27 protein-coding genes are annotated in these 24994 nt (G+C 47.4%); 13 read left to right on the top strand and 14 right to left on the bottom strand.

Annotation, left to right across the window (positions count from 1 at the left end):
• The first annotated feature begins 58 nt into the window (after window positions 1-58).
• Complete coding sequence (locus K2Q26_03080) at window positions 59-634, top strand: NifU family protein (protein ID MBY0314475.1); 576 nt, start codon at window positions 59-61, stop codon at window positions 632-634.
• 22 nt (window positions 635-656) lie between these two features.
• On the opposite strand, the gene K2Q26_03075 is transcribed toward K2Q26_03080, so the two are convergent.
• Window positions 657-1328, bottom strand: a complete 672-nt coding sequence (locus K2Q26_03075) for an outer membrane beta-barrel protein (protein MBY0314474.1) — start codon at window positions 1326-1328, stop codon at window positions 657-659.
• A 25-nt stretch (window positions 1329-1353) separates the two neighbouring features.
• Window positions 1354-1782 carry a YdbL family protein gene (locus tag K2Q26_03070; GenBank protein MBY0314473.1) on the bottom strand — a complete coding sequence of 143 codons (429 nt, stop codon included), beginning with the start codon at window positions 1780-1782 and terminating at the stop codon, window positions 1354-1356.
• A gap of 246 nt (window positions 1783-2028) precedes the next feature.
• Here K2Q26_03070 and K2Q26_03065 point away from each other — a divergent pair, with 246 nt between their 5' ends.
• A complete protein-coding gene (locus K2Q26_03065; protein ID MBY0314472.1) occupies window positions 2029-3657 on the top strand; it encodes a hypothetical protein in 1629 nt (542 codons plus the stop codon).
• A 2-nt stretch (window positions 3658-3659) separates the two neighbouring features.
• Here K2Q26_03065 and K2Q26_03060 read toward each other — a convergent pair whose 3' ends face one another.
• Window positions 3660-4304: a L,D-transpeptidase gene (locus K2Q26_03060; protein ID MBY0314471.1), complete on the bottom strand. Its 645-nt coding sequence runs from the start codon at window positions 4302-4304 to the stop codon at window positions 3660-3662.
• Between the two features lie 177 nt (window positions 4305-4481).
• On the opposite strand from K2Q26_03060, the gene K2Q26_03055 reads away from it, so the two are divergent.
• Window positions 4482-4952, top strand: coding sequence for a hypothetical protein (locus K2Q26_03055; protein MBY0314470.1), 471 nt, complete (start codon window positions 4482-4484; stop codon window positions 4950-4952).
• Here the strand turns inward: K2Q26_03055 and K2Q26_03050 are convergent.
• Complete coding sequence (locus K2Q26_03050) at window positions 4949-5650, bottom strand: HEAT repeat domain-containing protein (GenBank protein MBY0314469.1); 702 nt, start codon at window positions 5648-5650, stop codon at window positions 4949-4951. The genes K2Q26_03055 and K2Q26_03050 overlap by 4 nt on opposite strands.
• Window positions 5651-5671: 21 nt before the next feature.
• On the bottom strand, window positions 5672-6391 hold the full coding sequence (locus K2Q26_03045; GenBank protein ID MBY0314468.1) for a hypothetical protein: 720 nt from the start codon (window positions 6389-6391) through the stop codon (window positions 5672-5674).
• Window positions 6392-6440: 49 nt separating this feature from the next.
• Between K2Q26_03045 and K2Q26_03040 the strand changes: the two genes are divergently transcribed.
• Window positions 6441-7793: a dihydroorotase gene (locus K2Q26_03040; GenBank protein MBY0314467.1), complete on the top strand. Its 1353-nt coding sequence runs from the start codon at window positions 6441-6443 to the stop codon at window positions 7791-7793.
• Between the two features lie 55 nt (window positions 7794-7848).
• On the opposite strand, the gene K2Q26_03035 is transcribed toward K2Q26_03040, so the two are convergent.
• A complete protein-coding gene (locus K2Q26_03035) occupies window positions 7849-8751 on the bottom strand; it encodes a serine protease (protein ID MBY0314466.1) in 903 nt (300 codons plus the stop codon).
• Between the two features lie 328 nt (window positions 8752-9079).
• Here K2Q26_03035 and K2Q26_03030 point away from each other — a divergent pair, with 328 nt between their 5' ends.
• Window positions 9080-9523, top strand: coding sequence for a hypothetical protein (locus tag K2Q26_03030; GenBank protein ID MBY0314465.1), 444 nt, complete (start codon window positions 9080-9082; stop codon window positions 9521-9523).
• 75 nt (window positions 9524-9598) lie between these two features.
• On the opposite strand, the gene K2Q26_03025 is transcribed toward K2Q26_03030, so the two are convergent.
• Complete coding sequence (locus tag K2Q26_03025) at window positions 9599-9901, bottom strand: (2Fe-2S) ferredoxin domain-containing protein (GenBank protein MBY0314464.1); 303 nt, start codon at window positions 9899-9901, stop codon at window positions 9599-9601.
• A 93-nt stretch (window positions 9902-9994) separates the two neighbouring features.
• Entirely contained in the window at window positions 9995-11074 is a 1080-nt protein-coding gene (locus K2Q26_03020) for an agmatine deiminase family protein (protein ID MBY0314463.1), read from the bottom strand.
• Window positions 11075-11300: 226 nt separating this feature from the next.
• Between K2Q26_03020 and K2Q26_03015 the strand changes: the two genes are divergently transcribed.
• The 4 genes from K2Q26_03015 (at window position 11301) to K2Q26_03000 (ending at window position 15885) form a co-directional block, all read left to right on the top strand.
• Window positions 11301-12548: an argininosuccinate synthase gene (locus K2Q26_03015; GenBank protein MBY0314462.1), complete on the top strand. Its 1248-nt coding sequence runs from the start codon at window positions 11301-11303 to the stop codon at window positions 12546-12548.
• Entirely contained in the window at window positions 12545-13879 is a 1335-nt protein-coding gene (gene argH, locus K2Q26_03010; protein MBY0314461.1) for an argininosuccinate lyase, read from the top strand. Before K2Q26_03015 ends, argH begins: the two co-directional genes overlap by 4 nt.
• 26 nt (window positions 13880-13905) lie before the next feature.
• Window positions 13906-14835, top strand: a complete 930-nt coding sequence (locus tag K2Q26_03005) for a hypothetical protein (GenBank protein ID MBY0314460.1) — start codon at window positions 13906-13908, stop codon at window positions 14833-14835.
• 84 nt (window positions 14836-14919) lie between these two features.
• Complete coding sequence (locus K2Q26_03000) at window positions 14920-15885, top strand: deoxyhypusine synthase family protein (GenBank protein ID MBY0314459.1); 966 nt, start codon at window positions 14920-14922, stop codon at window positions 15883-15885.
• A 55-nt stretch (window positions 15886-15940) separates the two neighbouring features.
• Here the strand turns inward: K2Q26_03000 and K2Q26_02995 are convergent, their stop codons facing one another.
• From K2Q26_02995 to K2Q26_02975, 5 genes are all read right to left on the bottom strand, one after another.
• On the bottom strand, window positions 15941-16306 hold the full coding sequence (locus K2Q26_02995) for a hypothetical protein (protein ID MBY0314458.1): 366 nt from the start codon (window positions 16304-16306) through the stop codon (window positions 15941-15943).
• 130 nt (window positions 16307-16436) lie between these two features.
• A complete protein-coding gene (locus K2Q26_02990) occupies window positions 16437-17588 on the bottom strand; it encodes a hypothetical protein (GenBank protein MBY0314457.1) in 1152 nt (383 codons plus the stop codon).
• A gap of 43 nt (window positions 17589-17631) precedes the next feature.
• Complete coding sequence (gene ppk1, locus K2Q26_02985) at window positions 17632-19740, bottom strand: polyphosphate kinase 1 (GenBank protein ID MBY0314456.1); 2109 nt, start codon at window positions 19738-19740, stop codon at window positions 17632-17634.
• 10 nt (window positions 19741-19750) lie between these two features.
• Entirely contained in the window at window positions 19751-19981 is a 231-nt protein-coding gene (locus K2Q26_02980) for a ferredoxin (protein ID MBY0314455.1), read from the bottom strand.
• The gene (locus K2Q26_02975; protein MBY0314454.1) at window positions 19962-20492 is read right to left on the bottom strand and encodes a hypothetical protein; all 531 of its coding nucleotides are present in this window, start codon (window positions 20490-20492) and stop codon (window positions 19962-19964) included. Before K2Q26_02975 ends, K2Q26_02980 begins: the two co-directional genes overlap by 20 nt.
• A gap of 72 nt (window positions 20493-20564) precedes the next feature.
• Between K2Q26_02975 and K2Q26_02970 the strand changes: the two genes are divergently transcribed.
• Both K2Q26_02970 and K2Q26_02965 read left to right on the top strand, forming a co-directional pair.
• On the top strand, window positions 20565-21722 hold the full coding sequence (locus K2Q26_02970; protein MBY0314453.1) for a glycosyltransferase family 4 protein: 1158 nt from the start codon (window positions 20565-20567) through the stop codon (window positions 21720-21722).
• Complete coding sequence (locus K2Q26_02965) at window positions 21719-22468, top strand: SDR family oxidoreductase (GenBank protein ID MBY0314452.1); 750 nt, start codon at window positions 21719-21721, stop codon at window positions 22466-22468. The genes K2Q26_02970 and K2Q26_02965 overlap by 4 nt, the downstream gene beginning before the upstream one ends.
• A 17-nt stretch (window positions 22469-22485) precedes the next feature.
• Here the strand turns inward: K2Q26_02965 and K2Q26_02960 are convergent, their stop codons facing one another.
• Window positions 22486-23292 (bottom strand): rRNA pseudouridine synthase, encoded by an 807-nt coding sequence (locus K2Q26_02960; protein MBY0314451.1) that lies wholly within the window; start codon window positions 23290-23292, stop codon window positions 22486-22488.
• A gap of 97 nt (window positions 23293-23389) precedes the next feature.
• On the opposite strand from K2Q26_02960, the gene K2Q26_02955 reads away from it, so the two are divergent.
• Both K2Q26_02955 and K2Q26_02950 read left to right on the top strand, forming a co-directional pair.
• Window positions 23390-24151 carry a hypothetical protein gene (locus K2Q26_02955; protein ID MBY0314450.1) on the top strand — a complete coding sequence of 254 codons (762 nt, stop codon included), beginning with the start codon at window positions 23390-23392 and terminating at the stop codon, window positions 24149-24151.
• Between the two features lie 133 nt (window positions 24152-24284).
• Complete coding sequence (locus K2Q26_02950) at window positions 24285-24992, top strand: YebC/PmpR family DNA-binding transcriptional regulator (GenBank protein MBY0314449.1); 708 nt, start codon at window positions 24285-24287, stop codon at window positions 24990-24992.
• The last annotated feature ends 2 nt before the right edge of the window (window positions 24993-24994 follow it).

The raw sequence follows: 24994 nt of genomic DNA, 5'->3' as shown, positions 1-24994 counted from the left end.
CCTCTAAAAACACGGATGAACCTTGCGCCAACACCCAATACCATTTAAGTTGGCGGCCATGAATGTAAAACCCATCAACGAACAGACCTATCGTTTCGAATTTCCGCAGGACATCGCCGACCACACGGCTGAGTACTCTGCCGAACAAAAAACGTTCACCTCTCCACTCGCAAAAAAACTTTTTGGCTTTCCTTGGACCCAAGCGCTAAAGATTGGACCCAATTATGTGGAACTCACCAAACAAGATTGGGTCGATTGGGATGTATTGTTGGAGCCGCTTCAAGGTTTACTCGAAGAGCATGTCGCTACTGCACCTTTAGAAATTACGGTGGAACAAAAAGTTCCGAACACATTGCCCGACACGCCTGAAGTGAAACAAATTCTCCAGTTTATGCAGGAAACGATCAACCCGTCTCTGGCGATGCACGGAGGCTGGGCCGAATTGAAAAATTTTAAAGACAACACCGCCTACATTTTTATGGGCGGCGGCTGCCAAGGCTGCGGAATGTCGGCAATGACTCTCAAGCAGGGAATCTCCGAGCATCTTAAGGCCAATTTTCCCTTCGTCAAAAACGTCGAAGACGTGACTGACCACTCTTCCGGAACAAACCCCTACTTCTCGGCACAACCCTAAGAGAAAAGGCTCGGCGTACCTTTTAGAATTTTTTGAGGAAGGCGATTTGGAAGATCGTCGATTCGAATTTTAACTTTTGATTGGCTAAAGTTTCGAAAGGCCGAGTGGTGGTCTCTTGATACCGAAGTCCCACTTTTATTCCCGCCGTCTCTGCAAAGTCGACTTCGATTCCGCCCTCTCCGTAATACCCTAGACCAGTGAGACCATCTTTTCTTTTATAACCGCTCCCGCCAGTGATCGTCTCCAGATTTTTAGTATAGGTGAGCTCATGATATCCGAAGAGTCCTCCTCCTTCGAGGTAGGGGCGGGCCCAGCTGTCGGCGAAGAGCTTCATCTTAAGACCCATACCGATCTGATAATTGGAGGCACTGTAGCCAATGTCCTGTCCCGTGTACTGGGTCCCTCCGAGAGTCGTATAATCGTAGAAAGACTCTCCGTTTGTTTTGAGATAATTAAATGCAGCGGTGATAAAAAACGGACTTGTTCCAAACCGTCGCTCGACTCCCGCGTAGACGAAGATTCCTTGATCCATACGAAAACGATCACTGGGAGTCGTCACTTCGTAGCTCGCGAAACCAAAGCCGGCGTAGCCGGTGATCCCACGTAAACCTATGGCGGAGAAGGCACTTTCAAAATTCTGGGCCTGAGCCAGAGTCGGTAAAAGGGCGACACAGAACAAAATCCTTTTTAACATTTCTCAATCCTTGAGTGTTTTTAGATTAGTATTTCTTCTGCCAAGTGGCTTTTTCAAAATAGTAAGTCCCTTTCGGGTCGACGTTCTTCCATGTTGAATAGTACACATTGACGAACTGTTGTTTTTTCTTTTCATCAAACTTGTTGACCTTACTGATTTCATCGATGATTACAGCACGGTCGCGATTTTCCTCGTCGACAAGCTTTTGAATCACAGCGAGTTCCTCTTTTTTAATCGTTTTTGGCTCGCGAATGGCCAGCATTCCGTTGTCCGCCTCACCGATTTGGCCCTTGGCTTTGTAAAGTTTAATGGTACGCATGCGACCAACTTGCTGCTGCTTTTGTTTGGCGATCGATGGAGGATCCATATTGAAGTTTAAATTCTCGTCCGCGGCATCTTGTGCAAAAGTAAACACCGAAATAAAAATCATGGAAAAGAACAAAGTTAGACGCATAATCACCCCACCTTAAGACTAGTAACACTCTACCATTTTTCCAAACTTTTTCCTCTTTCGCAATTCAAGACCCGCCCAAAGTCGCTATTTTGCTTAAAAAGTCCATTTTGCCTCATAATGGATCTGGCCATTACCGATAGTAATTTTGACATGTTACACGTAAAACGATTCTTGCAACTACTGAGACTCATCACAAGTGTTTTTATAATAAACACGTATTGTGTATATTCGTATGCCGAAGGTGGCGTGCATTTCGGGTCCATTTTTGTTGAAGATTCTCATCTGAGCAAAGAGGAATCTAAGAAATCGTTAAATTTTCTTACGGATCAAGACCAAAAGCAAAAATCTTTAGAAGAGATTCATCCCGAACTTCAAAAACAAAATCACGAAATGCGCCAGCTGTCCTCAGAGCCCACACGCCAAGCACCGCCAGCACCCGCGTCCACGTCGGCTCCACCTGCGGCTTACGCCACACCAGAGGCGAAGCTTGGAGTTATTCGCAATGATGAAATCAAACAGCGTGTGATTTACTTTATCGAACTTCGCCCGATCCCAGGAAATCAGCCCAAAGACGCTTATGCAAATCCAAACACGATGGGACGCCCTCACGTTAAAATTCAACCGGGCGAACTCGTTAAAGTGATCGACTCGCCCGACGAATATATCCAAAAAATGCGCATGGATCGCGACAGCCAAGGCGTTTGGAAACGCATCGCTCGCCGCTCGGATTACGATCCGATGGATCTTTACACCTATTATGACTGGCGAAATTACGAGTCAATCTCTCCCATGGAAACTGCGGTAGAAATGGACATTTTAGTTCCACGCGACATGAGCTCTATCCCCGTCTTTTCTCAACCTGGATATTGGACTCATAAAGATTGTTACTTGAGCCAAGGACTTTGCCTCGATCGCATCGATCAACATACAAAAGCATTCCTCTTCGATACGGCATTTGCTGTCGTCAACGAAATCCGCACCTCTCAAAGCAATCTCCAACTCTACTATAAGATTGGCTATAAAGTTGTGGACAAAGAAGGTCGAGTCCAACACAAGATCGGTTGGATTCCGTCGGTGTATGCGCGACGAAAGATTACTCTCCTTCCTAAAAACATGATCACCAATAACGAATTTGGTTTGGGTTTTGAGTCCGATGAAGAGCGCCTACTTCGACTGCAAAAACATTATGTATTTAAAGAAAACATGTATTCAGAGAATAAAGTCAATAACCGTTGGCTCAAAGAACAGCCCGGGCAAAAAGGCGAAGTCTTCGATCAAACGTTTGCGTTTGATGCGGTTTTCGGAATGAGTCAGTTCACGCTCGATCAAACTTTCCTCAACGATACATTCAGTCAAATGAGCGCCATGGTGGGCTTCGGAATTTACGTTCCCGTTTACGTTGATCTCGAAGTTCAGGGAACTTTTTCGCTGTCGATTCCTTTAGCGAGCAAACCGCAATTGGCCCCGTTTGAATCGACGCCGCTCTTCCGCGGTGATCAGTGGTTGGTCTACACGACTCCATTGGGCATCGATAAGCTTCCCCTGAAGTTTGCCGTGGGCGGATATTACTTATCCATGTTCCAAGATGGTCTCAATTTTGGCTTTAAATCATTTATTGGATTTCAGGGTAAATTTATTCTTGAGAACGATCACTTCTGGGTGGATGCCCGTTTTGGTCCGACAGGACAGGATTTTAATTTTAACTTAGAAAATCGTGAGCTCGGTGCGAGCTTTGGAATTCGCCTGGATCCATCTGCCGCTTTCGACAGTTGGACCATCTTTGGGGATTACGGTCGGACGACCTACAAGAGCCCCGTTTCGGGTCAGACGACCGAGTTCGATATTCTCCAACTCGGTCTTCGAAAAACGTTCTAGTATTAATTGATGGTGTAAGTTGCAGGTCCATGACGTCGAATGAGCTCGACGATCATTTTCGCTTTAGCATAAGGAGTTCGAATACATCCACCTGATGCTCTTGTGCCCAACAAGCCTTCAGTTCCTGCCGGAGCTGCATGAATATAGAACCCGCCCCAAAGGTGAGTCGCCCAAGGGAGTGGAACGCGGAAAAGATTAGAGAATTTAGAGTTACCGGTGTACGTTTGACCCGTGATTCCGCTGCGAGCAGGGGTTCCTGCATTGTAACAGGCTCTTCCGTTTTTAGGGCACTTACGTCCTCCACCCGTCGACACAGGAAACGTGTCCTGTCCACCAGGCCATGATACAGTCATTCTTTGCGAAGCTCTGTTCACGACAATAGATACACCGGCTGTCGGAAGAATTTGCGCGTCGAGAATAATCTCATCGCTCGCGATTTGTGCCGCTTCACTGGAAAGCATTTCTTCAACGAGTTTCTCAACTTCGTCGTCGCTCAAGTTGCGACCTAAACGCTGTTCCATCATCTCCACTGCACCGTCAACAAGTTGAGAATCTAGCATTTCTGATTCTACATAATTGTTGGCCGAAGCTTGGACGCCGATGGCCCCTACAAACAAAGCGCATACTATTTTTGAAAACATCTTCACGTGTAACTCCTTTTATTAAAATTCATTGGGAATGCGGCGATAATGATGGAACGCGTGGGAAAACACAAATTTTGTCACTGGGTTTGAAAATAAGTTAAAGACTGTCACCATTCTAAGCATTGTGGACACCGAGGATGACCGTTGGACATTGGCTTTTTTTTATGTAGAATCAAAAGTATGAGAGCTTTTTTATTTTCGCTTTTAATTCTGGCACTTACGGCGTGTTCGTCGGCGCCGGATCACGACGAAAATGTCGATAAAATCCCCGAGCGGGAATACAAAGCGAGTTTTGAGGAAACCTGGCGCGCCGTACAGCAGGCGATCATTAGCTACCCTCTCCGCATCAATAATATGGATTTAGGACAGATCCAAACCACCCCTATCCGGGGCTCCGCGGCCTTTAAGCCCCCCCACGAGACCAAAACCATGACCGGCGGAAATCGCTATGTTCTTAATATCAACGTGATTAAAGTGGGCCCTGGCCGCACTAAAGTTTCGATCGCTAAGGATAAGGAAGTGGTGCGAGATTTTATTTCCAGCCCCGAAAAGAAAGCCAGTGATGGCCTCGAGGAACAGGTGATCTTCTACCGAATCACCCGTGAAATTTCGATTGAACGTACGCTGTTACGAAATACCAAAAAACGTTAGAAGTTCGCCTTTTCGTACCAACCTTGCCAGTAAGACACCACCGAGTCTGGGAGAGGGCTTGCTGGAGACTTCCTTTTAGATAAAGACTCCAGGGTATGGATCGCAATCGTGCGCACCTCAGGATCCTTGTCGCGAATCAAAGCGATGAATTTAGGAGCTTCCTTTTTACTTGGAGCCTTGGACAAAACTTTAATAATACTTTTTCGAATGGATAAACTATAACCGTTGTCAAAATTTAAGGGATTGTAGAGCTCCGTCCAAAGATACTTACTCTCCACTGTCGACTGCTGAGCCACCACTTGGAGAGCCGAGGCGCGCACTAACAAAGCAGGATCGTTTTTAAGTAATTGCTTCGCACGCGCCAAACCACGGTCTTTTTCCACCAAACTGAGAGCGTTCAATGCCCCGCTGCGCATATACCACAAAGAATGAGTCAGGTTCTTTTCCAGATCCGGAATACTGTGAACGCCACCAATGCGGGCCATCGCCATCATGGCATTCCAGCGAACCTCGATGGATTCTTGAGGAGAGTTTGCGATAGATAACAGCTGAAGGTAACCGTCAGGGCCGTACTGCTTAATGTTTTCGAGCTGTTTATTCTCGGTGAGAATTTGACGCACGTCTTTGATCATTTCGTCTGGAGATTTTTTAATAGGCGCGGCGTGGACCAGTTGAAAAACTAAAAGAAGTAAGATCATGATGCGTCCTTTAAAGAGGATTTATTCTTTATTATCTGAGTTAAGCACTATTGTCGGTATGTCCTGAGGGGTTGTATCCACAGGAATTGGCGGAGTCTCAGCATCCGCAGCCTGGATTGTTGTATCGATATTATCTTTGTCTTTCACCGACTTCACTTTTTTGTCTTTCACCGCTTTTTCGAATTCATCCCAAGGCATAACGACGGCATCGTTAGCGGGAACCCCGGAGACATGGCTAATTTTTTGTCTTAAATCCTCGTTCTCTTGGCGATATTTTGAGAGGTCGGCGATATCTTCTTCAATGACCGCGTACTCGCTGAGTTTTTCCTCAAGATCCTTCACCTTCTGTTTTAAAGTCAAGAGTTCCGAATTGTCGCCCACCGTGGCTCCACCCTTTTCCAGAGTTTCGATGATGGATTGCTTCTCCTGAATTTCTTTTTCGAGGGCCTCTACCTGAATTCGGTAAAGAGCCGCCTGATCATCATTCATCGCCGTTCCAGCGGCCACGCCAACGCCCTCCGGAGTCATGCTGCCCCCGGCCGGTACAAACTGTTGCTCAGAAAGTATACGGCGCAACACGCCTTCGATGCGATCCACTGCTCCCAGCTCCCCCATCACCAACTCTTTGGGGCTGTGAAAGCCAATAAGAAGGAGTCCAAAAACGCAAAGAATGATCGACCCGAGAAGCATAGTGATCACCGTTGTCCCATGGGCCATGACAAAAAGAACAATTGATTCCATAATCATATTCTCGAGCTTTTTGTAACCTATTGCAAGTTGAGGGGTTCGTATGTCTAGTTATGATTTAGTCATTACCGACGGTCGTTGTGCTGTCACCGATAAATCTCAATCCCTTCGTTGGGAAATCACCGATATCGCCGTTAAAAACGGAATCATTCAAGACATCGGTCCAGGCCTGGCTAAAAAGGCCAAAACTGTGATCGATGCGAAGAATCTCACGGTCCTTCCAGGGGCGATCGATAGCCAAGTGCACTTTCGCGAGCCCGGACTGACTCACAAAGAAGATCTATACACCGGCTCGATGAGCGCCATTGCGGGTGGGATCACCAGTTTTTTCGAAATGCCGAACACCAAACCCAACACCTCAACGGCTGAAAAACTTCAGGAGAAACTCAATCTCGCCGCCAGCAAAGCCAAATGTGATTTCGCGTTTTTCATGGGAGCCACGGCAGAAAACACTCCGCACATCGCCGAGTTAGAAAAACTGCCTGGCTGCTCAGGGATTAAGATCTTCATGGGAAGTTCCACGGGAGATCTTCTCGTCTCTGACGACGAAACTTTAGAAAAGATTTTTAAAAATGGAAGTCGTCGCATCGCCGTTCATTGTGAAGATGAATTTATCCTTCGCGATCGTAAATCCATTGCAGATCAAAGTGGTCGAGTTCAAGATCATCCGGTTTGGAGAAACGAAGACTCGGCCCTTTCGGCCACTCGACGCATCCTCAATATTGCCGAAAAAACTCAGCGTCCGGTGCATGTTCTCCACGTGAGCACCGCCGAAGAGATGGCCTTTCTCAAACACAAAAAACAGTGGGCCACCGTCGAATGTCTCCCTCAGTTTTTAACTTTGCACGCGCCCGATTGCTACGATCGTTTGGGAACATTAGCTCAGATGAATCCGCCGGTTCGAGAGAAGCATCATCAAGAGGCGTTGTGGAAAGCCATTGCCGACGGAACCGTAGATGTGATCGGCTCCGACCACGCTCCGCACACGCGCGAAGAAAAAGCACTTCCTTACCCACAATCCCCTTCGGGAATGACGGGAGTCCAAACTCTCCTCCCTCTCATGCTCAACCACGTCAACAACAACAAACTCAGTTTAGAGCGCTTGATCGAGCTCATTTGCATCAATCCTGCTCGCATCTATGGAGCTCATCAAAAAGGTCAGATAGCTGTAGGTAAAGACGCGGATTTGACTATCGTTGATATGAAGGCCTCTCGCATGATCTCAAACAGTTGGATTCAGAGTAAAGTGGGATGGACCCCATTTGATGGAATGACCGTTAAGGGCTGGCCTAAAAAAACCATTGTGCGAGGTCAGCTCGCCATGGAAGATGACGTGATCTTTACAAATGTCGTTGGAAAAGCGGTTGAGTTCGGTCCATCGACCTTTAGAAAATAAAAAAGCCGACGGAATCATCGGCTTTTTAACATCAGAGAATTAGGGATCTCAGAGCTTAAGGTGCAGATGCGGAAACATCAGGAACTAATTCTGCCGCATCCACGTAATTAAGAACTTCCGAGACGCGGGTGACGTCCTCACCACGACATCCTGAATTTGTGCAGACATTAGAAACATAACAGCCATTCTTATAAACGAAGTCTCGCTCGCCACGAACAAGAATTCCTTCCACCAGGCCGGCTTCGTTAAACACCGCACTCCCTGAATTACCACCATAGGTGTCGAGATTTGCGATGAAGTAAGCGTCCAATGAGTTGTCGCGGACCGAAGCGCCACCAGCGACCTTTGTCGGAAGCCCTGAGGGGTGACCAATGACCACGAGATTTTCGTTATCCGCAACCCCCCCGCTCTGACGAATCGCGATGGGATCGTGACCCACAACTTTACGATCTAATCGAATCAATGCAAAGTCTGACATGTTGCTGCTGTTGAGTTCGCTATGAATCAACTGTTTGCAGGAATAAACATCGTCTCCACCAACGTTGTTGGGCGTGGCGCCTTTGGCGCTGTAAGCGAAATTAAATACAAACTTAGTGGACTCGCACGAGCTTTGCGAACGAATACAGTGCCCTGCAGTCATGATGATGTCCGGCGCGATCAGAGAGCCCGAGCAAAACGCCGCTGTCACTTGCTCATAGAATGGTTCATTCTTACAAAGGCTCTGGGAAGTTCCGTAGTTTGTTGTAGAGATTCGGAATCCGCCGAGACCATTACTCGAAACTTTAGAGCTCGACATCAATGCCACGGTAGAGTTGGCTTTTGTCTTCCAAAGATCTTGCTCAACTTGATATAAATCTAAGCGATCGTCCGTTCCATAGATGACACGTTGACCGACATTTTGATCTTGTGCTGGTGCAAGTGACGCGGCATCCGCTCTGTTGTTTTGCGAACAGCCCATAACAAAGAGACCTGCTGCACATAATGCTGCAAATGAATACTTCATGTATAACCCCCGAACAGAAGTCCGTTTCTGTTGTTTTCTTTTTTTCGATATTGCGGTTTCCCCCGAGAAACCAACCCCAAGAGAAGAGGATGACAGCGCACCGCAAGTGTTTCAAATTGAGTCACGCGAGATATAAACAAATTTTGACGTAGGTCTTGGCTAAACCAAGAATTACTTATGGTTCGTATTTGTCTCAAGCTGATGCAATAGACTAAAATTGAGGAGGAAATGTTAGAAAACTAGACGCAAGTACGCTACACTGATTGTAGTCCTTGGGGGGATTATGAAGCGACGTCAATACAAAGTCTTAGGCATATTTGCCATACTCTCGGTACTTATTTTGAACTACCAGAACTGCGGCGCAAAGGGCGCTGGTGGTGCTTCGACCGAGGCGAGCTCTGATGGCGGAACTATGGGCGTGATTAATCCCGTCAACACTGGTGGAATCCAATTTACCGAATCCAAAGCCACTGTGTCTTCGCTCGATGAAGAGTTAAATATCGTGGGCCTGTGCTCGGTCGAGCAAAGCGGAGCCTTTATCAAATGGTCCCTCCAAGATAATGATGGGAACGAACTTTTCGAGGGCCGCTCTCTTTGCGATCGAGGATCATTCGAAGTGGCCTTCGAGAACGTCAAGCAATTGGCCTGCAATTCCAAGTTGCAGCTCAAGGCGGTTTTCGGCGCCAAAGCCAAAACCCAAATCGAAATCCAAAAGAATTGCAATTAAACAGGAACAATAGGTAACAGTTCCCTTTTAGTATTGCGTGGCAATACTAAAAGGGAACTGTTACCTAAAGGTTACCTAAAGAGCGGCGGCGAGCTCGATAATCTGCTGTTGGATTTGCTCCACGTCTTTCTGGGCGTCGATTTTAAGAAACCAACGATTCTCAGGCTGCACACACATCGTGATCCCGTTTTCACAATGCCCTAAACATAACGAGGCAATCACTTTCACTTTAGGGCTCAACCCCGCGGTCTTCACCCAACCTTTAAGATGATCGCGAAGCTCTGCTGAACCTTTCGGGCCACAGCTCTCGCCTTTATCTTTAGAGCGCGTACAAATAAATACAGTGATGGGTGGATTTCCCGAGAGTTTTTCTTCCATAAAATCCAGTGTATTCCAGAAAAATCGCTCTTGGAAATAAAAAAGGAGCTCTCGCTCCTTAATTATTTTCCTCCTTAACAAATCTCGTTCCCCTTAGAGGACTTCTACGGCGTTCAGCATTTCCGCCACTTCTTTCAGCGGAACTGGTGGATAGGTCATGGTGATGCAGTGAACAGACCCTAATCCCTGATTCGATAAGGTCGAAGAGTCCAAGGCTACAGTTTTAAGACCAAAGCTTTGATAAATCTGAAGCGCCTTTTGATCACCGGCCTGACCAAACACGGGCACATAAACTGTTCCGTTGATGATGAGTGAGTTGACGTAAGTCTCGTACTCTCTGGCCGGACGTGGAATCATGACCACGGTATAATGATCATCTAAAATATCACGGTACTGTTCGCTATCCGTAATGACAGTGGTGTCATTCATGAATTTGACGCTTTCGTCAATATGGCCAATGCCTTTGATATGGGGCAAACGAATCAGCGAAGCGCAACCGTATTTTGTGGTAAACACACTGTCGGGCATGATCGAAGTTTGATCTTTGTTGACGATAATGCACTCGCCTCGAGAATTGGCAAGAAAGTTACCACCCTCATAATAATAGTTGTGTTTGGTCAGCGTCGCTCCGAAGAGATTCGCAAAGTAACTATCACCTTCGAAATTGTGATAGTAGCGAGCATCCACAACCGAGAGGCCCTCGGCCTGGAAAACCGGAACCGGAACCGCATCCCGAGCCCAGAACCCACCCTCCCCACCCGGGGCAAATAGAATTTTGATTCGCGAACTCTCAACAAATTGAGAGAATTTACTCTTCAACTGCTGGTGGTGGGATTTTGCGGAATTCCCGGTGAACACGACAAGAGTCACGCCCTCGGGAAGATTCTTCGCCATCCCCGATTTGGCCTCCCAGGAATTATAGTCGGTTCTATCGTTAAAGATGAGATATCCAGCTTGATTGTATTCAGCGTAAGGAACACGAAGGGCTCCTGCCTGCATTTTAAGCGATTCAATATCTGTCAGTTGGTTGAGTATGTCATTGGCCGCAATCTTTTGATTGTGCTTTACCATTTCCTCCACTTGAGCCTTTGAGTATCCCTGGCGAGGCACCTCGGCGTGGACAGAAGCAGATGTAAATGCAGCAACAGCAATAAGAATGATATGTTTTATCATGGATTTCCCCCCTATGGTGCTCAACGGATTAGTGGGTTCAACGGAAAGTCGCAAAAGGATTATTCTTCCCACCGTACTTTGTAAGTATTTCGCAAAGATTGTGACCGCGAGTTATACCTTTTTGCCTGCAAGAAAACTGACCAGGGAAGTCCTTGAAACTATTGTTGCATTTTAGAATTTCCTCAAATACTTTCATCCCCTACTAAATTGGGAGGGTGAGAACGCAATGAAAAGAATCGTTTTATCATTTTCAGGTGGCTTGGATACAACCGCCATCGTTTTATGGCTCAAGAAAACTTACAATGCTGATGTCATCGCTTATTGCTGCGACGTGGGCAACCTTCCGTCGGAAAAAACTCTGCGCGATCGTGCCATGAGTTTAGGAGCCTCGGACTTCATCTTTGAGGATCTTAAAGATGAATTCGCAAAAGATTTTGTGTTTCCACTCTTGCGCTCTGGCGCTCTTTATCAAGGTGAGTATCTTCTCGGAACAGCGATCGCCCGTCCCCTTATTGCTGAACGAGTGGCTCACTTTGCCAAAAAATCGGGAGCCTCGGCCGTCGCTCACGGAGCCACCGGTAAAGGAAACGATCAAATCCGCTTCGAGCGCGCGTGGGCTTACCTCGCTCCCGAATTAGAAGTGATCGCCCCTTGGAAAGAATGGGAATATAAAGGTCGTCAAGATCTGATCAATTATCTCAAAGAGCATAAAATTGACTACGCCGGCGAAGTGAACCCTCGCTATAGCGTTGATGCTAATCTTTTTCACAACTCTTCCGAGGGTGGAATTCTTGAGGACATCTCTAAGCCCTATGACGATCAAGAGATCTTCCAGTTTTTAAAACCAAACGGTAAAACATCGACCGACACCCTGTCGATTTCAATCGATTTCGATAAGGGATACCCGGTGGGACTCAACGGTAAAAAAATGGCGCCAGCGGAACTCCTTCAAAAGCTGAACGAAATTGGTGGCGCTTACGGCATCGGACTTGTTGACCTCGTCGAAGAGCGTGTCACGGGAGTCAAAAGTCGCGGGATTTACGAAACTCCGGGCGGCACTCTGATCCAAAAGGGTTTGAATTCAATGAAACAAATCTGCTGGACTCGCGATGTCCACAATACGTCTCTCACGTTAGCTCACACCTACGCGAATCTCGTCTATGATGGCCTTTGGCATTCGGATGCGCGCACGAACCTCGAAGGCTACTTTACCGAAGCTGCGAAAAAACTCACAGGAACTGTGGGGATGCGATTAGCTCCCGGACAAGTCTTGATCACTCACCGCTCGAGCCCTTTCTCGCTTTATAGCGAAAAGATCGTCAGCTTCGAGGAAGATACTTATGGACTGAATCGCGCCGCTAAAGATTGGTCTCGAGTTCTCACCTTTGCCCAATGGCAATCGGGTCTTGTGAATAAAGAAAATCGCGGCTCTGCCGGCGAGACTCACCGCGAATTGGGTGGTCGTCCGCAATGAAAGTCTTAAGTACAGACATTTCGACATCGTCCAACATGGAGCTCTTTGAGTTCACTCAAGGGATCGATGTCGATCGCTATCTGTACGACCAAGAGATTCGTGTCCAAAAAGCCTGGGCGAAGGCTCTGGCCCATTCGAAATACCTCACTCTCACAGAGGCCAACCAGCTGGTAGACACTTTGGAAAAAGCGCGCATGAAAATGGAAGAAGAGTCTTTCCCGTGGCGCTTTGAAGATGAAGACATTCATATGAATCTCGAGCGCTATATGACCAGCGAACTGGGAGAGCTCGGAAAAAAAATCCACCTGGGTCGCTCACGCAATGACCTGATCGCCTCGACACTTCGGCTGTTTGTTCACGACGAAGTGGCGAAAATAAAAAACGTCACCCAGGAATTGATCCTTTCCATCTACCAACGCTGCAAAGGCTGGGAAAAAGTCATTACTCCGGGAATGACCCACATGCAGTTCGGCCAACCCATTCGATTTAGTCACCTGTTTTCGGCACATGGACATGCGCTCAAGCGCGACCTCCAGCGATTCCAATCCAGCATGACCGAAGCTATGGAGTACTTGCCTTTGGGATCGGCCGCCTTCGCCGGAACACATATCCGTTTGGATCTTGCCGCTTTGGCTCAGGAGCTCGGCTTTAAAGGCCCAGTCATCAATTCTTATGATGCCGTGAGCGACCGCGACTATATGCTCAGCGCACTGAATGCCTTCGCGATCCAAGCCATGCACTTAAGCCGTCTCTGCGAAGACGTCATGTTCTGGTCGTCGTCTGGAATTAAACTATTAAAGCTTCCTTACGACTGGTCCACAGGCAGTTCGATCATGCCCAACAAACGAAATCCCGACGTGCCGGAACTTGTCCGCGCAAAGATGGCGCGGGTCATGAACAAGGCGCAAGAAGGACTGACTCTCATGCGTTCGGTCACTCCCAGCTACGGCAGCGATATTCACGAGCTGAAACGGACCTTTATATCGGCTCATACCGAGCTCTGGCACTGTCTCGAAATTTTAAAACCATTTATTGCGGGCCTTGAAATTCAAGAGCCTCGCGCTCAAGAGCTTTTGAATAGTGGACATGTTCTGGCCACAGATCTCGCCAATCGCATGGCAGAGACCACCACTTTCCGAGATGCTTATAAAACGATTGCCGATTCGATTCGAAAAGCTGACGAAGTCGGCTGCCAGATCCATCACTTCCTGCAAGAAACAGAAAATTTTCCTGGTCTCAGCTTCGAGGACTCCGTGGAAAGCCGCAATCAGACGGGCGGAACGGCTCTCGCTTCGGCTCAAAAATCATTGGAAAATCTGAAAAATTTCTAAGATTTGATTTGTCAAAGACTTGAGAATTGGCTCTAATATTTTTCGTGTCCAAAATCACCGTTATCGACGCAGGATCAAACGCTATTCGCTTAGCCATCGCCCGACGTTCTCGCCGCGGGTCGCGTTTTGAATTGATCTACAAGTTGCGCGAGCCGATTCGCCTCGGAGGTGACGTTTTCGGTTTAGGAAAAGTGTCCCCGACCCTCCTTAAAGAAACCATTACTGCATTTAAAAAATTCAAACGCATTGCCAAAGATTTTGGCTGCCAAAATATCAAAGCCATCGGGACCAGCGCCCTTCGCGAGGCCAAAAATCAGAAGACGGTGATCAAACGCATTTACGAAGAAACTGGGATTGAGCTCGAGGTGATTTCGGGAAACAAAGAATCCCAGCTGGTCTTTAAGGCCATTTGCGCGGAAATGGATCTTAAAAAATCCCGCGCCCTTCTTATTGATATCGGAGGCGGAAGCGTAGAACTGGTCGGTGTGGATCGAGGCAAGATCGTGAAAGGAAAAAGTTTTCCAATTGGTACGGTTCGTCTCTTAAGTGATTTACGCCGCAGTAAAAAAGACTACTACGATCAAATCAAAGCCATTGAGCCTCGCCTCAAAGAGGCTATGCGCTACATTCGCAGCCTCAATATGAAATTTGACTACTGCGTAGGTATCGGTGGGAATATGGAGCGGATGGGGAAAGTGAATTGCATCATCGCCAATAAGCACAACCCTAAAAATGTGACCTATAATGATATCCTTCGCATGTACGACATCGTCAGCCCCTACTCGCTGGGCAAACGAATGAAAATCTTCGACCTGAAGTCAGATCAAGCGGATGTTCTCATCCCAGCCATTGTTCTCTCCACTTACTTTATGCAGGCCACAGGCTGCGATCAAATGAAGGTCCCGGGCGTAGGGATTAAAGACGGCCTTATTCTTCAAGAGCTCGATCTCTGCTAATAAATTAGGCTTGCAGATTCCTTGATTATCCCGAGAGGAGAGAGTACATCTCTCCTACTGAGACCATTTTTTTGAGGAGAGCCTATGGGGACTATTTCTGAATTTATCGATAAATACTATTTGCACTTCAACTCTGCAGCTTTAAAAGAAGCCGCCGTCGCTTACAAAGAGCACCTCAATAAGGGCAACAAAATGTTCATGACTCTCGCCGGAGCGATGAGCACTGCGGAGCTTGGAAAAATTCTCGCCGAAATGATTCGCCAAGATAAGGTTCACGCCATCTGCTGCACGGGTGCGAATTTGGAAGAAGACGTATTTAACCTCGTCGCCCACGAACACTATGTTCGCCTACCTCAATGGCGCTACCTCACGCAAGAGGACGACCGCAAACTTTTAGATAAACACTTAAACCGCGTCACTGACACATGCATCCCCGAAGGCGAGGCTATTCGTCGGATCGAAAAGAGTATTATTAAATTGTGGGACGAAGCTTCGAAGCAAGACAAAGGCTACCTCCCGCACGAATACTTTTACAAAATGCTTCTCAATGGAGATCTTAAAGAATTTTATCAAATTGATCCTAAGAACTCTTGGCTTTTAGCTGCTGCCGAAAAAAATCTTCCCATTTTTGTTCCTGGTTGGGAAGACTCCACCCTTGGAAATATTTTTGCCGGTCGCTGTATCGAAGGTAAAATCAAAGTGAGCGCCATGAAAACTGGGATTCACTACATGATGAGTTTGGCCGAATGGTACCGCAAAGGTGCTGGGAATAACGGCGTCGGCTTTTTCCAAATTGGTGGCGGTATTGCCGGTGACTTCCCGATTTGCGTGGTGCCGATGTTAGAGCAGGATTTGGAGCAAGATATCCCTAAGTGGAATTATTTTTGCCAAATTTCAGACTCAACGACAAGCTACGGTTCTTACTCTGGAGCAGAGCCGACGGAGAAAATCTCTTGGGGTAAATTAGATATCGAGTCACCAAAGTTTGTGATCGAGTCGGATGCCACCATTGTCGCACCCCTTGTCTTTGCTTACGTCCTCGGAATGTAGACTTCAGCCCATGAATGAAAGGGATCGCTCTTAAAGAGAGCGCTCCCCTTCCTGTTTACTCCACGTAAGTTGTAAACTCTGCGGCCACACCGCAGCTGTCTTTTTCAACAACCAGGAGATTTTGGTAACCACCAGAGTAATCGCCCGTGCCGGTCATCAGATAAAACTCGAGAGAGTCCGACTTTTGACTGAACTGCTGAATCTGTACGATCTGATTCTCATCGAGCTCGTTGGACCAGCTGGGAATATCAAGAAGCATCGCCTTGAGAGCCTCCGCCGAAATCAGTTCTATGCCGTGATAACTCCAACCTTGGGCCACAGTTTCTTGCTCCATCTGTTTGTCGACCTTGTCAAAACAAACACCTTGGGCGAAGCTTGAAAGGGAAAAACTTAAACTTATAAGGAAAACTAGAATTTTCATAAAACCTCCGTTGAGGTCTTAAATAACAAATTCTAGAGAGAATTCTACAGCGGACACCTTTTCCATCGTTGACTGCAAAAAAGACAAGGGCTTTGAGATCCCCATTATAATTTCGTCCAAAAGCAGTGCACTAAAACTGAAAACCACCGCGGAGTTCCGGCTCGAAATCATAATCAGGATGAAATTTGGCAGCGATCGCAAAAACCAAGGATCTATATTTGATATCGAGACGGGGCCCAAAATAAATCTCAACCGCCTCGTAACCCACACCCTTCGTCCGCAAGTTTGTTTTGTTGGGAGCTGTTCCAAAATCAATACTTTGAGCGTTGATCAACACATCGGCGACGACCTGAACTCCCGGCTGCCAACGCAAGCCTAGGGTATCCCAGCCTCTAAACTTGGGGTTCCACGTGACGTATCCAAAATGAAAGTCCATATCCACAGCTTCCCGTTGCAGTTGATCGAAAGTCACCGAGCCGCCCGACGGAGGATTGGGGCGAGAGATGTACTCGATCACGCGATACTTATAACCCACAGAGATTTGATGACGTAAAATCCAAAACAACGGTGTCTCTAAATTTCCGCCAATAAAAAATCCAAAACGATCATTCACTTCCTGAATAAATGGGCTATCAAATGTATCGTTATTGACCGGCGTTCCACCGGCAGGAATGGGAGTCAGAGCATCGATCATGGCATCGGACCGATTCATGGGATAGTACCCCGCTTCGACTCCAAACTTCCAACCTTCGTGACGTGCGGAGGGAATTTTTTTGACTTCGACTTCTAAAAGATCTTCAATCTCATCGGCCTCACCCGTGCACGAAACTTTAAGTCTCTTCAGTTGAGTGCTCTTAATCCAGCCAAATCCGTAGTCGGATTTAAAGCGATACCAGTTTTTATAGCGAGAGACGATTTTAAAGATTCCACTCATTCCTGACATGGCTTGGCTCGAATTCGGCGCTATGTTGTAAGTGTTCGCTGCGCTCAGCATAATACAGAGATCCGGCTCGCAGGCCGGGCGCTCCACCAATTTCACGTCTCGGGAGCGAACCATGAATTCGCCTTCACCCACTTGAATTTTAACTCGACGACGAGCTCGATCATCATCGAGCACCGTAAACGCTTCACCTGGGTAAACATCATATTTATTTTTGACAGCTTCTGTGGAAACAATTTGTGCTTTTTTTTGTGGAACAGCACAAAATTCAGCAAAAACAAATTGAGGAAGACAGCAAAAGAAAAAGATCGCGACGACAAGTGTGTGTTTCAGGGATTTCATACCTAAATGGTTTCAAGAAATTCAAAGGGGGTCAAGCCTGGACTTAGTCGTCAGACACGAGTTCGGTGCGCATGCTGGTGAGGTGCATAAAGCGCTCTTGGGAGCTGGAATCCGCCGACCCGTCTTCATCCATTCTCTGTACATACTTTCCGTTGGCGTCCATGTCCCAGGCCTGCCGATAATCCGATAGGGCCAAAGTAAGAACTTCCCAACATCGGCGCTTGTGCTTCCGATCAAAAATCGGGCATGCCACTTCCAACCGATTATTCAAATTGCGATACATCAGATCGGCAGAACTGATAAAGAAATCTCCATCGATGGGCTTCTCTGCACCATTTTGAAAAAAGTAGATACGAGAGTGCTCCAGAAAACGACCAATCACCGAAATCACGCGAATGTGTTCGCTAATGGTCTCCGTCATCGGTCGGAGTGTGCAAAATCCTCGAACGATAAGATCGATAAAGACGCCCTTTTGAGAGGCTTCGTAAAAAAGTTCAATCAACTCTTTATCTTCGAGACTGTTACACTTGATAATGATTCTTGCGGGTCGACCATTCTCTGCATGCTCAATCTCCCGGCGTGTGAGCTCGATTAACCGCTCCTTCATGTTGATCGGTGCGACCAGTAAATTATTAAACTGACGCTTGAAGGATCGACCCGTGAGCAAATGAAACAACTGGACTAATTCATCGGTAATCAATCGATTCGACGTGAACAAACTGAGATCCGTATAAACTTTTGCGGTGACACTGTTGTAGTTTCCTGTGCCAATGTTGGCATAGGCTGCAATTCCGCTCCCCTCTTTGCGCAAGATCAATGTTGTCTTGCAATGGGTCTTAAAGCCGACCACTCCGTAAACGACGTGAATGCCCGCCTTTTCCATTTTCTGCGCCCAATAGATATTTCTCTGTTCATCAAAGCGCGCTTTCAGTTCCACGATACAGACCACTTGTTTTCCCTGGTCGGCCGCACGGATAAGGGCACTGATGATATTACTGCTGTCACCCATCCGGTAGAGCGTCATCTTGATGGCCAATGTATTGGGATCGCTGGCCGCTTCGTTGATGAATTTTTCAACCGATGCGGTAAAGCTCTCGTACGGAAAGTGAACCAAAATATCTTGGCGCCGAATGGTATCGAATATAGTTCCTGACGTCTCTTGGATGATCTGTGGAACTTGAGGTTCCCAAAACTTAAATTTCAAATGCGGAAGATTCAACGCCACGATCGGCTTAAGGCTGGTGTAATCCAACAGCCCACTCACCTGATAAATATCACTGTCGGCCAGTTCAAGTTCATCTTTAAGAAACTGAACCATCCAAGGATTGGAATTCTTACCGTGCTCGAGGCGCACCGCCTCCGCAAAACGACGCTGTTTGATCTCTTCGGAAATCAGCTCCAAAAGATCTTCGGCATCCTCTTCATCGCGCTCGAGATCGGCGTTGCGAGTGATTCGAAACGGCATCACGTCGAGGACTTGAGTGTCTGGGAATAAATCATGCAAATTATACTGGATGATTTGCACCAAACTGATAAACACATATTTATTCTTGTTCTCCGGCACCGCAATCTGAATCCACTGTGGAAAAACTTCCGGGACTTTCACTCGCGCAAAGAGCGTGTCCTCCGAGTCTGGAGTTTTTAGACTCACAGCTAAAGACAAAGTGAGATTCGATATAAACGGAAACGGCAGCGCCGGATCGACCACCAGAGGCGTTAAGACCGGAAAGACATTGTTGGTGTAGTAATCACGTACGAATGCTTTTTCCGTGGCGTTGAGATCTCGCCATTTTTTAAGCTGAATTCCGTGCTTCACCATCTCCGGCAGAAGTGACTTATAAATTTTCGACTGCTCTTCCACTTGCGACTGAATTTCTTTTTGCAGTCGCTTCAGCTGCTCTTCGGGACTGAGTCCATCAATGGAAGTCCCCGGTAGTCCGAAATCCATTTGGCGCTTGAGGCCTCCCACGCGCTTCATCACAAATTCGTCGAGATTCGAAGTGAAGATACTGAGGAAGTTGAGACGCTCTAAGAGAGGCGTCCTGGGATCACGAGCTTCGTTCAGCACTCTTTGATTGAATTGAAGCCATTGAATTTCGCGGTTCAAAAATAAGGGATCGGTGGATTTAATTTTTTTGATCTTATCGGACATCGGTAGCACCTTAGCCATTATTGCCGATAGCCTCTACAGGACACCCTTCCATAGCTTCTTTACAGATCTCTTCCTCTTCCGGCGTCACCGGCTGCTTGGACACAAAGGCGTGCCCGTCATCGGGATCAATCCCAAAATGATTTTCGGCCGTGATACGACAAGCATCACAAGCGATACAGGTGCGATCGACAAAGTATCGACCTTCGATATTGTCTGGGTATTTATCGTTTTTGTCGGCCATAGGCTGGTGCTGGTTTCCCTTGAACTTGAGTTACTAAATAATGAATACCAAAAAATAAGGCCGAAAAAATCCACGCGCTGATGAGCGTGTTTTTGAAAAACGGAAGACCCATCATGTAACAATCGATAAGCCCCGCTGCTGTTTTCGGATAGAGCGCCACGGGGTAAAGATCAGAGGTCCACCAAACACCAAAGTTCGAAATCACAAAAAATCCGAGAGCCGCAAGTGTGGATCTGACACCGAGCCGAACCACCGAAGGACGAAGGCCAGGCTGTAAAATCACGGCCAAAGCGATGGCGCTGTAAGTCCACTCGATCCCAGGGTAGAAACCAAAATAAGCATCGGCAATAAGCATTCCTGCGAGGGGAACTAAAAATCGAACCGACCCTCGCAAGAAATAACTTCCGGAGAACAAGGCGATAGCGAGTATGGGAGTAAAGTTGATCGTGGTCTCCAGGAAACGAGACATTACCGTAAGGACGATCAGTGCTACAGCCATCACAATATTCATTACAAACTCCTTAAGCTCTTTTGGACTTTATAGACTTGAAGGGTTATAACATAGGAATTCATGCGTGTCCCTATGAGTCAGCCGTCTGACACAGTTCATAAACCTTCCTTTTCAGGCCAATCTCCTGGGGTCCTCAACCTATGTTTTTCCAGAGGCTGGGGCGGCCTGGAGATGGCGAATCTGCAGTGGGCCAAACGCTTCCACAGCCAGGGCTACCGCAGCTATTCCATTTGCTATGAAAATAGCCCCCTTCATCAAAAAACCTTGAGCGAAGGTCTTCCTGTGGAAACCCGCACGCCCCATGAGTACTTTTCCCCGCGGACGGTTCGATATGTCCGTCAATTTGTGATCGAAAATAAAATCGACATGATTTTGCTCCAACGACTGAGAGATCTCTGGATCGTGTCACCGGCCTTGGTAGGACTGAACACCACACTGGTGGGTTTTGCGCAGATGTGGCTCGATTCGGTGAATAAAAAAGATTTTCTCCATCGATGGCTGTATGGACGGATGGATCTGTTAATTACGCTGACACCCTCGCAAGGGACTGCGTTTTTAAAATGTGTTCCCTATCCTGCAGAAAAAACCATCAACATCCCCAATTCCGTCGATAGCCAAAAATTTAATCCGAGTTTGCGCAATTCCCAGTTTCGTAAAGAATTTGGAATTGGCGAGGACGAAGTGATTATCGGATGCGTGGGCAGACTAGATCCCTTTAAGGGTCAAAAAGAATTGATCGAGGCGTTTGCGAATGTGCACACGGAAAGTAAAAGACTTATCCTCGTTGGCGACTCTACGGTTCATAACGGCGATGAGTACTTGAATGAACTTCATAAAACCGTCAAAGACTTAAAGTTAAAAGGTCGGGTGATCTTCACGGGCTTTAGAGAGGACATTCCCAATATTCTCGCCAACTTTGATATTTTTGTTCTTAATTCGTACAAGGAAGCTTTCGGCTTCGTCGTCATCGAAGCTATGGCGAGCGGAACTTCTGTCGTCGCCACCCAATCCGGCGGGGTGCCCGATATTTTAGAAAATGGAACCTATGGTTGGCTCGTCCCTCCCCAAGGGACTTTCGAGCTGGCCAATACACTGAATTACTTAATCACCCACCCCGAAGAGCGACGGCATAAAGCAAAATTAGCTCGGGAGCACGTTATTAAAAATTATGAAGAGTCCGCGATATTTCATCGCCTCATCAGTGAAACGCAAACGCGAGGTCTATTGTGAAAGAAGTATTCATTACCGGTGCGGGCTCAGGCATCGGTGCGGCGACCGCCGAAATTTTTTATAGAAAAGGTTGGAAAGTCTATCTTGCCGGCCGCAATCGCGACAAATTAGAAGCGGTTCGGAAACGCTTAGGACCTCACGCGGTCGTAGTGGTTTTTGATCAAAGCCAAAGCGCCCACATCCCGGCACTCAAACTCAAGCTTGAAGAGCTCAAGGTCAACATCAGCGCTCTGGTCAACAACGCGGGATTTTTTTCTCCGGCCCTTTTTGCCGAAGAGAACGACGGAAACTGGGCCACTCATTTCGAAACCAATTTGATGGGACCGGTACGGCTCACTCGCCTGTTATGGCCCCAACTTCAATCGAATAAAGGTTGCGTGACCAACGTCTCTTCGACTCTTGGCCTGCGCCCCATTCCCAACACCGGAGCCTACTCTGCATTGAAGGCCGCGCTGAACAATTGGACTCAGACTTTGGCCCTCGAGGGCGCCGTTGACGGAGTTCGTGTCAACGCCATTTGCCCAGGCCTGGTCGATACTCCCATTCATTCTTATCACCAAAGTTCGAAGCCCGAGCATGTCGCACTTTTTCAACAGCTTCAAAAGTTACAGCCCCTTGGACGAATTGGGCAACCCGACGATATCGCGCAGGCCATTTATTTCACCTGCAGCGAGGAGGCTTCGTGGATGACCGGCGCCCTGGTTCCCGTGGACGGCGGAGTGATCCTCACCACCCGCGACCCGTAAAAGGTACGCCGATCCTTTTAGCGGCGATAGAATTTTTTGACAGATTTCGGGCGCGGTTTTTTTTCTTCGAAAGCTCGGGCCTCGTATTTTTGCAGACTGAGAGCTTCGTGGGATGACAAATGTCTCCACTCGCCCGGCTTCAGCGTACCCAGCTTTAACGGACCCACGCGAGTTCTTAAAAGAGTCACCACATGTAGATCTACCATTTCGCACATTTTGCGGATCTGGCGTTTTTTTCCTTCTTGGAGAATAAACCGAAGTTCCTGCTGTTTCGTTTTCTCGATGATCGCCGGCTTTAATTTTTGTCCATCGATCGACAGTCCGTAACGGAGGCGTTCCAGCTTCTCCTCGGTGATCTCGCCTTCCACACCCACGATGTATTCCTTGTCCACTGTGGATTCGGCAGAAATGATCGCTCGAGCTAACTTTCCATCCTGAGTAAGAATTAACAATCCCCGCGAATCAATATCGAGTCGGCCTGCGGGCGCTAATGTGAGAAGTTGACGACGAGTGAGTTCTGGAGGATCCCCAGGGTTGTGGATGAAGCGATCCGGAGTTAATAAAACTGTGGCCGGCTGGTAGCCGTCTTCCGCTTGTCCTGACACGTACCCGACCGGTTTATAAATCATCACGGTGATTTTTTCTTGCAACCACTCTTGGCCTTGCCGAGTGAGGGTAATGTTCTCATCCCCGTTGATCTTATAACCCAGCTCATCAATGACGTTTCCGTCCACCATCACCCAGCCTCGGGAGATGCACTCATCCGCCTCTCGACGGGAACAAATGCCTCGGTCTGCCATAATTTTAGAAAGTCTCACGGACATATGAAGCTATGTATATATGCAGAAACGCTGTGTCTCAAGAAACTTAATGCCAAATTCGGCAAACCTTTGTAGCTTTTACTCATAACGGAGGTGTTTTATGACTCAACGATTTACGACTTGCCTATTGATCGCTCTCTTGCCGCTCACTTCAGCCTTCGCCGCCGAAGTTTTTTCTGCAGAGCTCTTCACCCTGGATGGCAAAGAAAAGAAAATGTCTTACGAAGGAAAACGCGAACTCACCGTCAATTCGATGAATTTCGAGGCCACTTATAAAAATCTCGACGGCTCCATCGCGGTGGAAGAAAAAGCCACAGCCACGGAAGGAACGTTAGTTCGTTACGACATCGATCGCAAGCAGACGAACGAAAAAGGCACCATCGAAATCGCCGACAAGAAAGTCGTCTTTAAGTATTTTGACGGAAACAAACAAAAGGCCGACAAAAAAGAGCCTTTATCTCCAGACACATTGGTCGGCCCCACGCTCTTCCCATTTCTTCTCGCGAATTACGACAAACTTGCAAAAAAAGAAGACGTTAAATTCAAATACGCCGTGTGGTACCGCCAGGAAACTGTCGGTTTTAAATTCTCTTTCGAAAAAGAAGACGGAAAGCTTTTGGTTGTACGTATGGCTCCCACCAATATGCTTTATCGCTCGTTGGTCGATCCTATTTTTATCTCCATCGACAAGACGTCTCGCAAAGTCATGGTGTGGGAAGGCCGAACAACTCCTAAAATAAATGTCGACGGAAAATTCAAAGACTTTGATACTGTGGCTAAGTACACCTACCACGAACCCGCAGCCCCTGCGGCTGCCCCCGAAGAAAAAACAAAAGCGGCAAAGCCTGCAAAAAAGAAATAGCATTCAAAGACTTTCTAAAATCGCGGAGCCGGCTCCGCGATTCCCGTCTCTGGTCGCAAGTTGTCAACTGTAGGACTGACTTGCTGCCATAGACAAATAGAGATAGCTTTAGAGGACTGACAAGAGGTTTATCATGGGTAAAAGTTGGAAAAATCCACACAAGGTCGAATCAGCGAACAAAAAAGGTGCAATCATTTCTAAACTGGCGAAGGAGATTTCCGTCGCCACAAAGCTTGGCGGTCCTGACCCTGGAACCAATCCACGACTGCGTTTAGCGATTGACGCGGCCAAAGAGCAGTCGTGCCCTAAAGACACTATTGAACGAGCCATCAAAAAAGGTTCGGGCCAACTCGATGACAAAAGCGTCATCGAAGAAGTCACCTACGAAGGCTTTGGACCCCATCAAGTGGGTATCATTGTTGAATGTCAAACCGACAACCGCGTGCGCACCGCCCCCGACATTCGTTTTATCTTTAAAAAAAATGGCGGCATGATGGGCGAACAAGGCAGCGTGGCTTGGATGTTTGATCGTGTGGGGCTGGTCGAAGGCACGTATAGCAAAGGCGAATTTGATGCGGACGAAGAGGCCATCGAAGTGGGCGCCAACGATGTCGTTAAAAACGCCGATGGCTCCTGCTCATTTTATGGAGCACCCGAGGATCTCGATCAGTTGCAAAAAGCTTTAATGGCTCGCGGTTGGGAAATCAAAACGGCGGAATTGTCCTACGTGGCCAAAAACAAAACTTCCCTGACCGAAGAGCAAAAGAAAGAAGTTTACGAACTTCTCGATGTTCTCGACGACAACGAAGACACCTCAAAAATTCATACGACTCTGGAGTAAAA

This window comes from Bdellovibrionales bacterium (assembly GCA_019750295.1).
Lineage (GTDB): Bacteria > Bdellovibrionota > Bdellovibrionia > Bdellovibrionales > JAGQZY01 > JAIEOS01.
This window is presented reverse-complemented; position numbering and strand designations above follow the sequence as displayed.

What these genes read in the sequence shown, in the direction of transcription:
- K2Q26_03070 (MBY0314473.1), bottom strand. Translation starts at nt 1,782, where the DNA reads ATGCGTCTAACTTTGTTCTTTTCCATGATTTTTATTTCGGTGTTTACT.
- K2Q26_02995 (MBY0314458.1), bottom strand. Translation starts at nt 16,306, where the DNA reads ATGAAAATTCTAGTTTTCCTTATAAGTTTAAGTTTTTCCCTTTCAAGC.
- K2Q26_02990 (MBY0314457.1), bottom strand. Translation starts at nt 17,588, where the DNA reads ATGAAATCCCTGAAACACACACTTGTCGTCGCGATCTTTTTCTTTTGC.
- K2Q26_02970 (MBY0314453.1), top strand. Translation starts at nt 20,565, where the DNA reads ATGAGTCAGCCGTCTGACACAGTTCATAAACCTTCCTTTTCAGGCCAA.
- K2Q26_03035 (MBY0314466.1), bottom strand. Translation starts at nt 8,751, where the DNA reads ATGGGCTGTTCGCAAAACAACAGAGCGGATGCCGCGTCACTTGCACCA.
- K2Q26_03075 (MBY0314474.1), bottom strand. Translation starts at nt 1,328, where the DNA reads ATGTTAAAAAGGATTTTGTTCTGTGTCGCCCTTTTACCGACTCTGGCT.
- K2Q26_03050 (MBY0314469.1), bottom strand. Translation starts at nt 5,650, where the DNA reads ATGATCTTACTTCTTTTAGTTTTTCAACTGGTCCACGCCGCGCCTATT.
- K2Q26_03025 (MBY0314464.1), bottom strand. Translation starts at nt 9,901, where the DNA reads ATGGAAGAAAAACTCTCGGGAAATCCACCCATCACTGTATTTATTTGT.
- K2Q26_03000 (MBY0314459.1), top strand. Translation starts at nt 14,920, where the DNA reads ATGGGGACTATTTCTGAATTTATCGATAAATACTATTTGCACTTCAAC.
- K2Q26_03045 (MBY0314468.1), bottom strand. Translation starts at nt 6,391, where the DNA reads ATGGAATCAATTGTTCTTTTTGTCATGGCCCATGGGACAACGGTGATC.
- K2Q26_03030 (MBY0314465.1), top strand. Translation starts at nt 9,080, where the DNA reads ATGAAGCGACGTCAATACAAAGTCTTAGGCATATTTGCCATACTCTCG.
- argH (MBY0314461.1), top strand. Translation starts at nt 12,545, where the DNA reads ATGAAAGTCTTAAGTACAGACATTTCGACATCGTCCAACATGGAGCTC.
- K2Q26_02975 (MBY0314454.1), bottom strand. Translation starts at nt 20,492, where the DNA reads ATGAATATTGTGATGGCTGTAGCACTGATCGTCCTTACGGTAATGTCT.
- K2Q26_03040 (MBY0314467.1), top strand. Translation starts at nt 6,441, where the DNA reads ATGTCTAGTTATGATTTAGTCATTACCGACGGTCGTTGTGCTGTCACC.
- K2Q26_02955 (MBY0314450.1), top strand. Translation starts at nt 23,390, where the DNA reads ATGACTCAACGATTTACGACTTGCCTATTGATCGCTCTCTTGCCGCTC.
- K2Q26_02960 (MBY0314451.1), bottom strand. Translation starts at nt 23,292, where the DNA reads ATGTCCGTGAGACTTTCTAAAATTATGGCAGACCGAGGCATTTGTTCC.
- K2Q26_03055 (MBY0314470.1), top strand. Translation starts at nt 4,482, where the DNA reads ATGAGAGCTTTTTTATTTTCGCTTTTAATTCTGGCACTTACGGCGTGT.
- K2Q26_03015 (MBY0314462.1), top strand. Translation starts at nt 11,301, where the DNA reads ATGAAAAGAATCGTTTTATCATTTTCAGGTGGCTTGGATACAACCGCC.
- K2Q26_03020 (MBY0314463.1), bottom strand. Translation starts at nt 11,074, where the DNA reads ATGATAAAACATATCATTCTTATTGCTGTTGCTGCATTTACATCTGCT.
- K2Q26_02980 (MBY0314455.1), bottom strand. Translation starts at nt 19,981, where the DNA reads ATGGCCGACAAAAACGATAAATACCCAGACAATATCGAAGGTCGATAC.
- K2Q26_03080 (MBY0314475.1), top strand. Translation starts at nt 59, where the DNA reads ATGAATGTAAAACCCATCAACGAACAGACCTATCGTTTCGAATTTCCG.
- ppk1 (MBY0314456.1), bottom strand. Translation starts at nt 19,740, where the DNA reads ATGTCCGATAAGATCAAAAAAATTAAATCCACCGATCCCTTATTTTTG.
- K2Q26_02950 (MBY0314449.1), top strand. Translation starts at nt 24,285, where the DNA reads ATGGGTAAAAGTTGGAAAAATCCACACAAGGTCGAATCAGCGAACAAA.